Source organism: Chryseobacterium sp. MIQD13, assembly GCF_050496705.1.
GTDB lineage: Bacteria > Bacteroidota > Bacteroidia > Flavobacteriales > Weeksellaceae > Chryseobacterium.
The window spans coordinates 170,701-186,080 of sequence record NZ_JBNWAF010000004.1 but is presented as its reverse complement, the minus strand read 5'-3'; the positions used below and the strand labels follow the sequence as shown (position 1 = coordinate 186,080).

Genomic DNA, 15,380 nt, shown 5'->3' with positions numbered 1-15,380 from the left:
GTGCTATTTATTAGATGCGTCAGTAATAAGTTGCTCAATTTCTGCAATAGATGACTTTGTCACCATTTCAGTTCCACAGCTTAGAAAGACACGAGATAAAATGACATTTAAATTTTGTTCCATTGGAGTTTCTGGCTTATCCGGTGTATAAATGTGTGTAATTTGGTTTATGTTTACTTTGTAAACAACATCATTCCAGCCCTTAATTTCAATAAAGTTTTTCATGTTTTAAAGTTTTTATCAAATATAGAAAAAAGGATGTGAGAATAATATGGGATTCCGTACAAACATCATTTCAATATCTTACTCTGAGGTAATCTTTCTTTAAACATTAAGAAATGCTATATTTCTTCATATAAAAACTTATTACCTTTAAGGTTATGAATACGAATTTATACAATGTACTATATTCAATTAAATGTGGTAGCAAAGTTTATAAGTAAACTCAAGGTTCTGATATTCTGATTAGATTCTATATCCTCCAACTCCACTAAAAAACTAAAAGAGAATCTATAAAAGATTCTCTTTTGTTTTTGGACTAAACCAAATCCAGATTTTAAGCTTTACAGTTCAATCAAAGCATATCAACTACATTTTCTGTAAAAACTTATCATCCGGAACTTAACATTAAACACATATCCCTATGAAAACTATACTGGGATTTTATTTATCCGCCTGGATCGACAACATCTTTTTCCATTTTGCAACAGTATTTCTGCTAAGACTAAAATGTTGAGCCAGTTGGGTATTATTTAATTTATTGTTCTTTTGATAATCTAAGATTTTCAAAATAGAAACCCTGTCGTAAGAGCGATGCTTTTGATTAAAAACTTCTGTTTCATTATTTTTGTAGCCAAAGATGATTTCATCAAGTTTAAGTACATCCAATGCAGAAAACTTCTCCTTTGCAAAAAATGGCCGGCATTGCTTTTCCTTTTTAGGATATTTTCTGGCTACTATCTCTTCATATATTTTTTTATAGTTAGGCTGAGTGCTCATATTCGTATTTTTTTATCCATTTATATAAGGTTGTTTTCGGAATATTATATTCATTGACGATTTCTTTCTTTGTTTTCTCGCCAGTCTCTAACAGCTCCAGAATATAATTAACCACCTCTTTTGTATAAATATTCTTTCGAAATTGGGGCATCTCTGTTTTCTCTTTTCCGGAACCGGGTTTACATTTACCTGCAGAAGGCGCAAACAATATCAGATGTTGTGTATAAACTCTGAAAAAATCGTATCCCAGAATTTTACTCAGTTTTAAAAGTACCTCTGAGTCTACACTCTTAGCCCCGCACACAGCTTTGATCTCCTCTTCTGTATACTTCATAAAATTACAGACACGGGATATTTCTATTTCACTTTCTATGATTCTATGATATATTATAGAACCCATATGAATATTTTTGAAATCAAAATCTATCATTTTGAAATTGCATTTATGTTTTTAGAATCTTTATTTAAAGTTTTATTTTTTGATTATAAATCTATTTTATTGGTTTTTAAATATTCAACAGCCCGCCTGAAAGACTGTTTTTTATCAAAATTTCATTAGAAGCAGCCATCTTTTTTATTGATGACTGCTAATAATTACTACGTGTTATTTATTTTACCCAATATTGCACGATTCTACCTTCACCGTTATTGAAACTATGAGGTCTCCAGTTGGACCAGCCGTTATTACAAGCACTCGCACCTCCATAATCATCTGTACTGTTTGAACAAGTACCGATATGGTGATTCAGTTGGTTTTCAGCATTCATATACAACCCAAACAAGTCGTTGATATCATATTTATTAAAGGTTGCAGAACTGCCATTACTTGAAGTATAAGTAAGGTTGTTGGTCACATTATTATTTGATACATAACCACGACCTCCATAAAATCCCGTAAAGAAACCAGCCTGGCTATACATTCCCGGAGGATTGATTACAAAATTAATTCCGTTAAACTGATAAGCATTAGAACTGGCAACAGGTTTACCCCATGCGAAGCCAAACAGCTTACCTTCAGTTGTATTATTATCATTATTATAGTTACCTGTCGCAGGATTTCCATCATTAATAACAACATTCCAGTAATTATTCAATGTCCAATTGTCATTGATTGGAGCTGTTGTAGTACTCTCTACGATAGAAGCTGTAAGTGCACCTGTATTCTGATGTCCCTTCTCTTTAATAGTAAATCTGAAATTTTTAGTAGAACCTGTAGAATTTCCAATATTATTTACAACTGCTGCTGGTACAGAAAATGCATATTCATTAAAAACTCCGGTTTGAGTAGTAACTACATTTCTGGCCCCTTGAGAACCGATAGATTCATTCTGGGTACGTTCTACCACTAAAATTTGTTTTTCAGATAAAGATTTCACCAAAGTCCAGCCACCATTGCTCATATCACAATATGTTTTGTATTTATTACTTGATGCATCTCTCACCCAGTAATAACCATCCGGAGCAGAAGGATTCTGACTTAAAATTTCCGTACATCTGTTCGCAGGATCTGCAAATGAACCTTTTGATGATACTATCGTTCTGGAAATATTACCACTACAGTTAGGTGTCACATTCTGCAGTGTAAAGTTGGCGACTCCAGGAGTACTGCCTATGCTACCCTGAGCAAACATACGTATAGATGTAGTTGAGCTGGTAACTGCAACAGAACCGGATGAAAACTTAAGCCCATTCTGGGTATTCGTTTCCAGGGTCACATTGCCGCTTCCTGAAATAGTTACTGCAACATCAATATAATCTGTAGCTGTAGAGAAAGAACTTTGCCCTGTCGTATAAGTCCCGGAGCCATAAGTGATACCACTTGTACAATTAATACCGGTTATAGTCGCTCCCGATGACAATACATTAACAGGAGGAAGTGTACAGGATGGTGTTACGGGAATTCCATTGAATTCCAAAGTTACAGCATCATCAGGGACAGTTCCTTCATTATGATTAACAGGAGTTCCGGAACCTTCCAATGTCACCGTATATTGTCCTGTCGAACTAAATACACCGGTTTTGTAAAAAGAATATCCATTGGCTGTAGAAACTTTGATAGTATAATTACCCGGTTCTGTTACATTTAAAACAACATTATAAGTTGCCTGCGGATTCCCGTTTAAGCTTGTCCCCTGTCTGAAAGTATAAGAAGGATTAGGTCCTGATGGTGCATCACAATTAAATATTGTAAAAGTAGCAGGTCCCATATCACCGCAAAGACTCAGCCAGCGTGCCATACCTCCATCATAGTAATTGAAACAATTAGTAGACACATTATAAATAAAAAGTCCGTTTGCCAAAACAGCAGGAATGGCATCTCTTTGACCAGTTGTTAATCTTGGAAATAAAACTCCTTTGGTTGAAGAAGTTATATCCAATTGTGCATTAGTATCTATTGTGGAACTTCCTATTCCAATCTGCCCCTGCTGGTAAATATTTTCAGTATTAGAGGCCGACCCGTTATTTGTTATTTTAGAAAACCATGGTTCAGACGCACTTCCAAGAGCTTCCCACTTTTGCTCAATAGCATTATAAGAATAATAACCCTCTCGTGCCACATTACTTGTTTTACTAGAAGACACACCCACTGCTTCCGTTACATAAACAATTGCACCATTTTGATCAGTGTCATAATTAAGGTCCGCAGCCTTAAGGTCATCACCCGTTATCCGTGGAGCAATAACACCCGCCGGAATTACAGAAGATGTCCCGGACACAATATCCAGAGTTGCTTTTGGTGCCTCAGTATTTATTCCAACTTGCCCATGAACGGCAAATGAAAATACAAATACCAAAGGAATCAGTAATTTTTTTTTCATAGTAGGTTTAGTTTAATGAATAAAGATTTTTTTTTACACTTTCATTATTTTATCCTAGAAAATCCATTGATATCTTCAGAATTCACCTGTACCTGTTTTCAGAAAATAAACCGAGAAATTAAAATTACCGGAGAAACACAGCGAATTATATATTAACGCTAATTATTCCCTCCAGTTCCGCTATCCCTCAGAGCCGGTTGAGATATGATAATGGAAGTTTTTATTTCGGAAAGAATACTTTACAGATTGATACTGTTTCCTCCAAAAAAGAATGCATTTTCTATTCAGAAGCAAAGCTATCGGATAGAGTTGCTAACTATGAAAAATTCGGGCTGGTATTTTATGACAAAATATGTCAGCAAAACTGACATTATTATAATTTATTGATTTACAGATGTTTAGAATTTCAAACCTTTGCCATCCAGATATAGATATTTTCAGAATTACTGATATTAAGCTTTTTTCTTATCCTGTATTTTCTGCTTTCTACAGAAGCTATTGACGTTTTCTTTATTGTAGCAATCTGCTTGGTATCAAAATTAAGCTTAATCAGGGCACAATACTCAATATCTGTTGGAGTCAGCTGGGTGCTTATAGTCAAGAGGGATTTATTAAATGTAGGGAATACATCCAGAAATTTAATAAGAAAAGACTGATCATTATTTTGTGCCAGTTCAATAATATCGTTTAAATATTTAAAATCAGCTTCCTTACCTTTTTCCTCATCCTTTTGTATCTCCTTAGTGTTGGCAACAGAAGCAATCAATTTCTCATGATCATTCCCGTTCGAAATATTGTCTTCTTTTTTACGTCTGTTTTTCCAGATAAACAATAAAAATAACAGTAACAGAACAGATATGGCAGCAATTAAAATATAAACAATATTATAACTTTTGTTTTTGTTTTTCTTTTCATTTTCTGCAGCACCTACCTTTTCTGTCATTTTGATATTGCTCATTGCAAGGCTGTCTGATATATCCTTTGCTTTGGCAAGATAGATAGCCTGATTTTTATAATCTTTGATCTCCCCGTAAGATTCTGCAATTCCAGAATAGTTCTCCACTAATTTTGAAGGCAGTATTTTATATTCCTTTAAAAGATCTGTCGATTTATTGAAGTACTCAATAGCCTTATCATAGTTCTTTTTTTTATTTTCAATTTTTCCTTTCAGAATATAAAAAGAGATATAATCAGAATTTGGTTTTTCATCTTTTGCCAGTATTTCAAATTCATTCAAATACTTGTCAGCTTCAGGAATTTTGTTCTGGGCTATGGAGATAGCAGCTATATTTTTAGCATTTTTTGCAACATACCTGTTCTTATCAGGAAATTTATCGCTTAGCTTCTTTGTTTCCATATAAGCCATATGATAATAAAACTCAACGGAATCAAGTTTTTGGGCTCCTGAACTCCCCTTTTCGATATTATATGCAATATGCCTGAAAATCTTTGATTTTATGGTATGTCTGTTATCACTTTTCGGGATTTTATCAGCAATCAGTAAACACTTTGGAAAATTATTTTCTGCCTTTTTAAAATATCCCAGATCTGTATAAATACCTGCCTGCAGCAAAAGTAAATCTGACCAGGTTATATAGTTTTCTAATTTCTCAGCCAGCGCAAGCCCTTCTGTAATTTTATTGAAACATTCTTTATAATTTCCTTCATTACTATAGATTTCGGACATTTTCACCAAAGCCCTCAATTTACCGGGTTCATAATCTATGTTGTGAGATTGATAGTATATTTCAGTACATAATCTCAACATTTCTTTACTGCCCTTTTCAGCATATATACCTTTGCCGTTGACTAAAGTCCATAAACTGTCAACAGATGTACGGGTTGCCACCTGTGCTTTTATTAAACTGCAAAAAATAAAAGTGAGGAAAAAAATAAATTTATTCATCATTCAAAAAATCATTAAATAAAGTAAACTTTATCATCAAACCTGGTTCCCCAGAATCTATCCTGCAGCATTTTTTGCATCTATTTTCGTCTCAGAAATTTGCGTATTTTGATCAGAGTTTCCAGGTTATTTTCACTGCAAGTTACTAAATTCCTGCAGAATCAGCGCATTCAATAAAGAATCTGCATTCTTGATCCTACAATGACGAAGCTCTGCAAGTAAATTTATATCTGTTAAAAATATAAATCAAGAGTCCTGTTTAATATATTGATCTTATTTCATCATATTGAAACACCCACTATTCAATAAATATAAACACCTGAAAACGAAAACACTAAAACCTTTCACCGCAAAATAAGTATAGTCTACCCACAAAAAAGACTAAAAAAATGTTTTATCGTGAAGAATTTTATATATTTGCACCATCTAACAATTAAAAAAATAATTTACTATGTCAGACATTGCATCAAGAGTAAAAGCTATCATCGCTGATAAGCTTGACGTTGAAGAAACAGAAGTAACTCCTGAAGCTAGCTTCACTAACGATTTAGGAGCTGACTCATTGGATACAGTTGAGTTAATCATGGAATTTGAAAAAGAATTCAACATTCAAATCCCTGATGATCAGGCTGAAAAAATTACTACTGTAGGTCACGCTATCGCTTACATCGAAGAAGTAGTAAATAAATAATATTCTTCAACAAAAAAGAAAATTTTAAAAGTTTATGGAATTAAAAAGAGTAGTTGTAACCGGTTTTGGCGCAATAACACCGATTGGAAATAATGCAAAAGAATACTGGGAAAATCTTCTTAAAGGTGAGAGCGGTGCTGCTCCGATTACTCTTTTTGATGCCACAAACTTTAAAACCAAGTTCGCTTGCGAAGTAAAAGGTTTCGATCCACTGCAGCATTTCGATAAGAAAGAAGCAAAAAAAATGGACCGAAACACTCAACTTGGGCTTGTAGCCGCAAGAGAAGCGGTAGCACACTCCAGAATTATAGAGGACAATGTAGATAAAAACAGAGTCGGAGTAATCTGGGGTTCCGGTATCGGAGGTTTGGAAACTTTCGAAACTGAGGTTTTAGGATGGGCAAACACGGAAATTCCAAGATTTAACCCGTTCTTTATTCCTAAAATGATCGCGGATATCACTCCTGGACATATCTCTATTGAGTATGGCTTTCACGGGCCAAATTATACTACGGTATCTGCCTGTGCATCTTCAGCCAATGCTCTTATTGATTCCAAAATGATTATCCAGCTTGGAAAAGCAGATGTTATTGTATGCGGAGGCTCTGAAGCAGCCGTAACAGCAAGTGGTGTCGGTGGATTCAATGCAATGATGGCACTTTCTACAAGAAATGATGATCCTAAAACAGCTTCAAGACCATTTGATAAAGACAGAGATGGCTTTGTATTAGGTGAAGGAGCAGGATGTATCATTCTTGAAGAATATGAGCACGCGGTAAAACGCGGAGCTACAATTTATGCAGAATTACAAGGTGGTGGTATGAGTGCAGATGCACATCACATGACTGCCCCGCATCCTGAAGGATTAGGAGCTTATCTGGTAATGAAAAACTGTCTGGAAGACGCAGGCCTGACTGCTGATGAAGTAGACCATATCAATATGCATGGTACGTCTACTCCATTAGGAGATATTGCAGAATCCAACGCAATTTCAAAATTACTGGGCGAGCACGCTTATGATATTCAGATTAATTCTACAAAATCAATGACAGGCCACCTTCTGGGTGCTGCCGGAGTTATTGAAGCTATCGCTGCATTAGGAACTATTATTCATGGTATGGTTCCACCTACCATCAACCATTTTACTGATGATGAAAATATTGACAGCAGACTGAATTTCACATTCAACACAGCTGTTAAGAAAGATGTAAAAGTAGCCATGAGCAATACTTTTGGATTTGGCGGGCACAATGCTTGCGTTCTATTTAAGAAAATCTAAATTCAATGAATGGAGTTACAGAAATACTTTTCTAAATTCCTTCTCAAACAAAGAAAAAGAAAATTAACGGAAAGAGATTACTACCTTAGTACCGAACTGAAAAAAATGTTAGGTGCAGAGGTTCAGAATATTGCTCTTTACCGTGAAGCTTTCTCTTTAAAAAGCTCTTCTAAAAATCAAGACAGTAATTACGAAAGACTTGAATTTTTGGGAGATTCTGTTTTGGGTACAATTATTTCCTGTCACCTGTTTCAGACCTATCCTCAGGCTAATGAAGGATATCTGACCCAGATGAAATCTAAAATTGTTAATAGGAAGAATCTTAATAAATTAGGTGAAGACCTGAAGCTTATCGATCTTTTGCAGAAGCAGGGATCCGCAGCATTAGGTGAGAACATTTCCGGAAATTTATTTGAGGCACTTATTGGTGCTGTGTATCTGGATTTTCATTATGATGCCTGTAAAAGGATCATCTTGGAAAGATTGCTTACGCCTACTGAAATTAACAAGCTTGAGAATAAAATTGTAAGCTATAAAGGTCTTCTGCTTGAATGGAGCCAGAAGAAAAAAGTAAATATAAAATACGAGACCTGCGAAGAGGTTCAGGTCAATAAATCAGTTGTATTCAGGTGCCATGTCTGGCTGGGAGAAGAAAAGATCGCCAATGCGACGGAAACTTCCAAAAAGAAGGCCGAAGAAAAAGCAGCACAGAGAGCATTTTATATTTTAAACAAAAAAGAAAACATACTTGGAAATTCAAAAACTTTATGATTTAGACGATATAGAATTTGAAGATATTGCCATAGGATTGGTAAGATTAGCAAAAGATATACCTGCTCATGAGTTTTTCTACAAAATAAATCAAATCAACGGCCTTACTTTTTCCAGAAAGAAAGATATGATCTTTCACGGGGCTTATTATGACTATTATTTTCCAAGATTTGAAGCTTATGATAAGTTTACAAAGACCTGTTTCACTTTCATTTCAAACAAATCTTCTGAAAGTAAACAAAAAAAAATACAAACCGAACTCTTCACAGAAGAAGAAAACATTAAATTTTTATTAAATAATCAGGTAGATGTGGAATATATTCTGCATACTTCGGAACAAATTCCTGATTTTTCCGTAATTTTGCTCCCTGAAAATCTTGTATTTCCGATACAAGACTATACACTAGGTTCTGAAGAAGAACTTTATCAAATTATCCAGTATTATGAATAAGTATTTAAAGAAGACAAAAATTATTGCAACACTAGGGCCTGCTTCATCGTCGAAGGAGGTAATGTTAGGACTAATGAAAGCAGGTGTTGATATTTTCAGAATAAATTTTTCACACGCAGATTACGAACTGGTTCGAAGTAATATTGAAATTATCAGAGAACTTAATCAGGAATTTGGATTTTCTGTTGGTATCCTGGGAGACCTTCAGGGCCCGAAACTGAGAGTAGGTGTAGTAAAAGAAGGTTCTTACCTGAACCCGGGAGATATCCTTACCTTTACCAATGAGAAAATTGAGGGTGATTCTACTAAGGTTTATATGACCTATCAGCAGTTTCCTCAGGATGTAAAAGTTGGGGAAAGAATCCTTATTGATGATGGTAAGCTGGTATTGGAAGTTACCGAAACCAATGAAGTGGATACTGTAAAAGCAAAAACCATTCAAGGGGGACCTCTAAGTTCTAAAAAAGGGGTAAACCTGCCAAATACCAATGTATCGCTTCCGGCACTTACGGAAAAAGATATTCAGGATGCCAATTTCATGCTTGACATGGAGGTTGACTGGATTGCACTTTCTTTCGTTCGTCACGCACAGGATATCATTGACCTGAAAAAACTGATCGAAAGTCATCCGAACGGTAAATTCAAAACTCCGATCATCGCTAAGATCGAAAAGCCTGAAGGTGTTAAGAATATCGACGAAATTTTATTGGAATGCGACGGACTGATGGTTGCCCGTGGTGACCTTGGTGTGGAAGTTCCGATGGAAGAGGTTCCTGCTATCCAGAAAAACCTGGTAGAAAAAGCAAGATTCTATTCAAAGCCGGTAATTATTGCTACGCAGATGATGGAAACAATGATCAACAGCCTTACGCCGACAAGAGCAGAGGTAAACGACGTTGCCAACTCTGTATTGGACGGTGCTGATGCAGTAATGCTTTCCGGAGAAACCTCTGTAGGAAGATACCCGGTACAGGTAGTTGAAAATATGGCGAAAATTGTACAGAATATCGAAAAAACCCATTTTTATCAGCATAAAAATGAACCGATCGAAAAAGACTATAATTGCATCGATGAAAGATTCATTACCAACAGAGTATGTCTTGCAGCCGTAAGAATTGCTAAAACAACTAATGTTTCTGCCATTGTTACATTAACGCATTCAGGATATACAGCATTCCAGCTTGCAGCACACAGACCTAATTCCCATATCATTGTATATAGTGGAAACAAAAGAGTAATCACGATGCTGAATCTTCTTTGGGGAGTTCATGCCTATTACTATGATATGAAAAAATCTACAGATGAAACGATCATTCAGGTAAATATGCTTACACACAACCACGGTTATATCGAAAGTGGAGACTTTGTAATCAACATCAATGCTACTCCATCTTATGAAGGCGGAAAAACAAATACATTAAGACTGACAACAGTTTAATAAAAGTAATAACAAATATTACTTTAATCATATAAAAACTCCCGGAGATAAATAATATTTCCGGGAGTTTTTTATATTGACAACTGTAAGTTTATATTAATACATCATACAAATTAATTTCCCACAATCGTTTTAGCCGTAACAAACTCTCTCAGAGCCAGCAGTGAAAGCTCAGTTCCGTAACCGGAAGATTTAGTTCCTCCGAATGGAAAACGCGGATCAGAACTTGTCATTCTGTTAATATTCACTGTTCCTGATTCAAGATTTTCGATAAAAAACAACTGACGTTCTTTGTTTGCAGTCCATACAGAGTTTGAAAGTCCGAAAGGAATATCATTAGCCATCTGTAATGCCTTTTCATCATTTTCAGCCACCATAACCATCCCCAGAGGACCGAAAAGCTCTTCCTGAAGGATCGGATTACCTTCTTTTACCCTTATCAGTCCCGGCTTGAATTCATGATCTGAAATTCTTTCCAGTGGAATGATAATTTCCGCACCGTTTTCCAATGCTCTGCCGAATTGAGCTTCCAACTCATCAGCAAGGTCCGGTCTTGCCATTCCCGCTAATTTTGTTTCCTTATTTAAAGGATCTCCAACTTCGTATGTTTTATATTCTTCAATGAATTTCAGCAAAAATTCATCTTCAATCTTTTCAGCAATAATAAATCTTTTAGCAGCAGTACAAGTCTGTCCACAATTTTGAAGTCTGGATTTCACTCCTGCTTTTACTGCTTCATCTAAATTCGCATCATCGAAAATAATAAAGGCATCACTTCCTCCTAATTCCAATAAAGATTTTTTAATATTTAAACCGGCGATTGAAGCCACTTCACCACCTGCCTTTCCACTACCTGTAAGACTTACTCCTTTTACAACATCGTGCTCAAGGATTTCCTTTACCGCTTTATGCCCCACTTCCAAATTCTGGAAAACACCTTCCGGAAAACCTGCCTCCAAAAGAACATCTACAATTGCATTTCCACTTCCGAAACAAATTGAAGCATGTTTCAAAACTATCGTATTTCCGGCCAAAATTGCAGGAACAGCGAACCTCAATACCTGCCAGAAGGGAAAATTCCAGGGCATTACTCCTAATATTACACCTTTCGGAACATAATGAACTTCAGAATAGGAAAATTCAGATTCAACTTTTTCGGGTTTTAAAATATTTTCGGCCTCTGCATAATAATTCATCATCAATGCACATTTTTCAACTTCAGCAATCGATTCCGAAATAGGCTTATTCATTTCTGTAGTAATAATTCTGCCGAATTTTTCCGAATTACTTTTTAAAATTTCCGCCGCTTTTACAATCAGCTTCTGTCTTTCTTCAAACGGTACTTTTCTCCATTCTGAAAATGTCTTATCTGCTTTAATAAGCTTATTTTCAATTAACTGTTCCATAATATAATTTCTGTTTTAAATTCACAAAATGAATTTATTAATGCTTTCATTCTAAAAGCACTGTGAAAGTAACAAATTCTATTCCTTAAGGCTAAATAAAGCAATGATTTTTCTCTATCGAAATAATATAAATTCGTATTAGATCATAAACCATTCGTTCACAAGACACGCCGCAAGTCTCGCTGTCCTGTCCTGAATATCGAGGGAAGGATTAACTTCTGCCGCATCCAGTGCTACAAGTTTTTTGCTTTTTAAGATATGTCTGTAAAAATGCATAAAAGGAGTATCTGCAAAAATTCCATTGTAGGCAGAAGCTGAAACTCCCGGCGCAATCGATGCATTGAAAACATCCATACAGATCGTAAGATAAAGAAAATCCACACTCTCCGCCAGTTCATCAATTCGTTGATAAATAGACGAAAGATTTTCAAAAAAGATTTCATCTGCAAGGATATACTTCATTCCATACTGATGGGCTGTATCAAACAGTTTAAGAGTATTTGAATTTCTCTGAATCCCGATATGAAGTGAATTGATCTGCCCTTCCTGTGCAATCTGCCAGAAACCCGTTCCTGAGCTAGCTCCTACTCCCTGTTCCGGCTGTCTGTTATCAAAATGGGCATCTATATTAATGATCCCGATCTTCTGTTCAGGAAAAGCTGTTTTTACACCTAAATAATGAGCATAGGTTATTTCATGACCGCCGCCTAAAACAATTGATTTTCCTCCTTTCAACAATACTTTTGACACATTTTTTGCAAGGCTGTTTTGGGTACTTTCCAGATCTCCGTCTTCACAGCTGATATCTCCGAAATCAAGAAGAGAAAAATCCGGACGAATCACGGGGAAATTGGACATATTCTTCCGGATCACATCAGGAGCATCTTTAGCTCCCTGACGGCCTTTATTTCGTCTAACTCCTTCATCTACGGCAAAACCATGCAATACAAAATCATCTGCTTTAATATTGTCGTAATTACGTTCTTCTTTAACTCTTTGAAATATTCTGTGGAAAAGAAGTTCTTCTCCGTCTAATCTGCCTTGCCAAATCATAATCTGAATTATTCTCTAAATTTTCCTCTGATCGTTGGTATTAGTATTTTGAAAAAACTTAATATATCTTATAAGTTTCTGTTTTGATGGTATCATTTTATCTAATTTTATTTCCATCAATAAATACATGCTCTGCACTCAAACTTCCCTGGTTATAAAGCACGTTCTGGAAATTATCCGTTTTAAAGGTTACAAAATCTGCCTTTTTGCCGTTTTCCAGTTTTCCTATATTTTCCAGACCTAATGCATAAGCTGCACGGAATGTCATTCCTGCTAAAACTTCAGCTGTCGTTAATTTTTCAAAAGTTGCTAAAACAGAAGCCTGGGTAATTAAATTCCCCATCGGGGCCGAACCAGGATTCCAGTCACTGGCAATAGCAACAATAGCTCCCGCATCCAGCAATTTTCTGGCAGGAGTAAATTTTTCTCCCAGTCCTAAGCTAGCGCCCGGAAGTGCTGTTGCCACTGTATCTGATTTTGCCAGGAATTCAATGTCTTCATCAATAGTAGCTTCCAAATGGTCTGCAGACTTTGCTCCCACTTCTACCGCAATTCGGGAACTTCCGGGTGTAAACTGATCAGCATGAACGGTAATATCAAAACCTAAGTCTTTAGTTTTAAGAAGAAAATTCCGACTTTCTTCAGGCTGAAATGCAGACTTTTCTATAAAGATGTCCACACGTTGTGCAAGCCCCTCTTCTTTTACTTTCGGTAAAATTTCAGTAAGGATATAATCTAAATATTCCTGGTTGGTTCCTTCAAAATCTCTTGGTTTCAGGTGAGCAGAAAGGCATGTAGGGACCAGTTTAGCTTTTGTCTGCCCCTGTGCTTTTTTGATAATTCTGAGCATTTTCAACTCATTTTCCACGTCCAATCCATAACCACTTTTTATTTCAATGGTTGTAATTCCTAATGAAACCAGAAAATTGATCCGTTCAAGTAATGTTCTTAAAAGTTCTTCTTCTGAAGCGTTTCTCGTATGCTGTACAGAACTCCATATTCCCCCACCGCTTTCTGCAATTTCAAGATATGTTTTCCCGGCATTACGCATTGCAAAATCATTGGCACGGTTTCCTCCGAAACAGATATGGGTATGAGAATCTACAAATCCGGGAAGAGCAATCTGGTCTCCTTCGATAAGTTCTGTCTCTGCATCCTGGTTTTCAGTCTTTAATGTCTTAAAGTCTCCCACTTTCTTAATCAAGCCATTTTCTATCAAAATTCCTCCGTCCGTAATAATATTGATTTGTTCATCAGATATTTTCCCTCTTAACGAAAGATCTGCCAACGTCACGATCTGCTTGAAAGGTCCTATTAATTTCATTTATTTAAGATTAAAGCTACAGCTTGTTTTATAATTAATTTTTCCTCTCAAAAATACTTAAAAATATCTTAATATACTTAATCAAAATTAGCTTTGACTTCAGCTGATATCTTTATCTCAGCCTTATGGCTCTCATTTTTTCAATTCCTGAATTTTCTCAATCTAATCCTTAACCTTAGTCTAAATTTCCTATCTTTGAAGTAAATGAAATGAATTAATGCCAGATTTTTTACATCCAGATAAAGAAAACTACTCGCATGAAGAGCTTATGCAGGAGGAGCAGATCCGTCCGCAGAGTTTTAAGGACTTTGCCGGACAGAGAAAAACTCTGGAAAATCTTGAAGTTTTTGTAAGTGCTGCCAAAAGACGTGGTGGCGCTCTTGATCATGTCCTTTTGCATGGTCCGCCGGGTCTGGGTAAAACGACTTTAGCCAATATTATTGCCAATGAACTTGGGGTAAACTGCAAGATTACTTCCGGTCCTGTTTTAGATAAACCTGGAAGCCTAGCTGGTTTGCTGACAAATCTGGAAGAAAATGATGTTCTTTTCATTGATGAGATTCACCGTCTGTCTCCTGTTGTAGAAGAATATCTGTATTCTGCCATGGAGGATTACAAGATAGACATTATGCTGGAAACCGGTCCTAACGCCAGAAGCGTCCAGATCGGTCTGAATCCTTTTACTTTGGTAGGGGCAACCACAAGAAGCGGAATGCTTACGAAACCAATGCTGGCAAGATTTGGGATTCAAAGCAGACTCGAATATTATTCGGTTGAACTTTTATCTATGATTATTCAGCGAAGTTCAAGGGTTCTGGGAAGTAAGATTTATGAAGATGCAGCGATAGAGATTGCCAGAAGAAGCCGTGGAACACCTAGAATTGCCAACGCTTTATTAAGAAGGGTACGTGATTTTGCCGAGATTAAAGGAAACGGAGAAATTGAGATCAACATTACAAAATATGCCTTGAACTCTCTCAATGTGGATGAGTTTGGCCTGGATGAAATGGATAATAAGATCATGCGCGTCATGATTGAAAATTTTAAAGGAAAACCTGTAGGAATTTCCGCTCTTGCGACTTCGATTGCTGAAAACCCTGAAACACTGGAAGAGGTTTATGAACCATTTTTGATCCAGGAAGGATTCATTATCAGAACACCAAGAGGAAGAGAAGTAACAGAAAAAGCTTATCAGCATTTAAAAATAGCCCGTCCGAAAAATCCGGGAGAATTATTTTAATCA

At 36.1% G+C, this 15,380-nt stretch carries 14 protein-coding genes; 6 read left to right on the top strand and 8 right to left on the bottom strand.

The genetic code is table 11. The features are described from left to right. Positions 1–3: 3 nt before the first annotated feature. From ACQWU4_RS17770 to ACQWU4_RS17750, 5 genes are all read right to left on the bottom strand, one after another. On the bottom strand, positions 4–225 hold the full coding sequence (locus ACQWU4_RS17770) for a hypothetical protein (RefSeq protein WP_429937099.1): 222 nt from the start codon (positions 223–225) through the stop codon (positions 4–6). 438 nt (positions 226–663) lie between these two features. Further along, positions 664–999, bottom strand: coding sequence for a helix-turn-helix domain-containing protein (locus tag ACQWU4_RS17765; protein WP_429937098.1), 336 nt, complete (start codon positions 997–999; stop codon positions 664–666). Beyond that, a complete protein-coding gene (locus ACQWU4_RS17760) occupies positions 983–1,399 on the bottom strand; it encodes a transposase (RefSeq protein ID WP_429937097.1) in 417 nt (138 codons plus the stop codon). Before ACQWU4_RS17760 ends, ACQWU4_RS17765 begins: the two co-directional genes overlap by 17 nt. A 208-nt stretch (positions 1,400–1,607) precedes the next feature. Next, positions 1,608–3,818, bottom strand: coding sequence for a fibrinogen-like YCDxxxxGGGW domain-containing protein (locus ACQWU4_RS17755; protein ID WP_429937096.1), 2,211 nt, complete (start codon positions 3,816–3,818; stop codon positions 1,608–1,610). A 406-nt stretch (positions 3,819–4,224) separates the two neighbouring features. Next, positions 4,225–5,667, bottom strand: a complete 1,443-nt coding sequence (locus tag ACQWU4_RS17750) for a hypothetical protein (RefSeq protein WP_429937095.1) — start codon at positions 5,665–5,667, stop codon at positions 4,225–4,227. Positions 5,668–6,175: 508 nt separating this feature from the next. Between ACQWU4_RS17750 and ACQWU4_RS17745 the strand changes: the two genes are divergently transcribed. The 5 genes from ACQWU4_RS17745 to pyk are packed head-to-tail and all read left to right on the top strand — an operon-like array spanning position 6,176 to position 10,354. Further along, positions 6,176–6,415 (top strand): acyl carrier protein, encoded by a 240-nt coding sequence (locus ACQWU4_RS17745; RefSeq protein WP_002976354.1) that lies wholly within the window; start codon positions 6,176–6,178, stop codon positions 6,413–6,415. Between the two features lie 34 nt (positions 6,416–6,449). Continuing rightward, positions 6,450–7,694 (top strand): beta-ketoacyl-ACP synthase II, encoded by a 1,245-nt coding sequence (fabF, locus tag ACQWU4_RS17740; RefSeq protein WP_429937094.1) that lies wholly within the window; start codon positions 6,450–6,452, stop codon positions 7,692–7,694. Positions 7,695–7,703: 9 nt separating this feature from the next. Continuing rightward, on the top strand, positions 7,704–8,465 hold the full coding sequence (gene rnc / locus ACQWU4_RS17735) for a ribonuclease III (protein ID WP_429937093.1): 762 nt from the start codon (positions 7,704–7,706) through the stop codon (positions 8,463–8,465). Further along, positions 8,443–8,916, top strand: a complete 474-nt coding sequence (locus ACQWU4_RS17730) for an IPExxxVDY family protein (RefSeq protein ID WP_429937092.1) — start codon at positions 8,443–8,445, stop codon at positions 8,914–8,916. Before rnc ends, ACQWU4_RS17730 begins: the two co-directional genes overlap by 23 nt. Next, a complete protein-coding gene (pyk, locus tag ACQWU4_RS17725; protein WP_429937091.1) occupies positions 8,909–10,354 on the top strand; it encodes a pyruvate kinase in 1,446 nt (481 codons plus the stop codon). The genes ACQWU4_RS17730 and pyk overlap by 8 nt, the downstream gene beginning before the upstream one ends. 113 nt (positions 10,355–10,467) lie before the next feature. Here pyk and ACQWU4_RS17720 read toward each other — a convergent pair whose 3' ends face one another. From ACQWU4_RS17720 to hutI, 3 genes are all read right to left on the bottom strand, one after another. Continuing rightward, entirely contained in the window at positions 10,468–11,760 is a 1,293-nt protein-coding gene (locus ACQWU4_RS17720; RefSeq protein WP_429937090.1) for an aldehyde dehydrogenase family protein, read from the bottom strand. A gap of 138 nt (positions 11,761–11,898) precedes the next feature. Continuing rightward, entirely contained in the window at positions 11,899–12,813 is a 915-nt protein-coding gene (gene hutG, locus ACQWU4_RS17715) for a formimidoylglutamase (protein WP_429937089.1), read from the bottom strand. 97 nt (positions 12,814–12,910) lie between these two features. Further along, positions 12,911–14,137 (bottom strand): imidazolonepropionase, encoded by a 1,227-nt coding sequence (gene hutI, locus ACQWU4_RS17710; protein WP_429937088.1) that lies wholly within the window; start codon positions 14,135–14,137, stop codon positions 12,911–12,913. A gap of 217 nt (positions 14,138–14,354) precedes the next feature. Between hutI and ruvB the strand changes: the two genes are divergently transcribed. Beyond that, on the top strand, positions 14,355–15,377 hold the full coding sequence (gene ruvB / locus ACQWU4_RS17705; protein WP_429937087.1) for a Holliday junction branch migration DNA helicase RuvB: 1,023 nt from the start codon (positions 14,355–14,357) through the stop codon (positions 15,375–15,377). Positions 15,378–15,380: the final 3 nt, after the last annotated feature.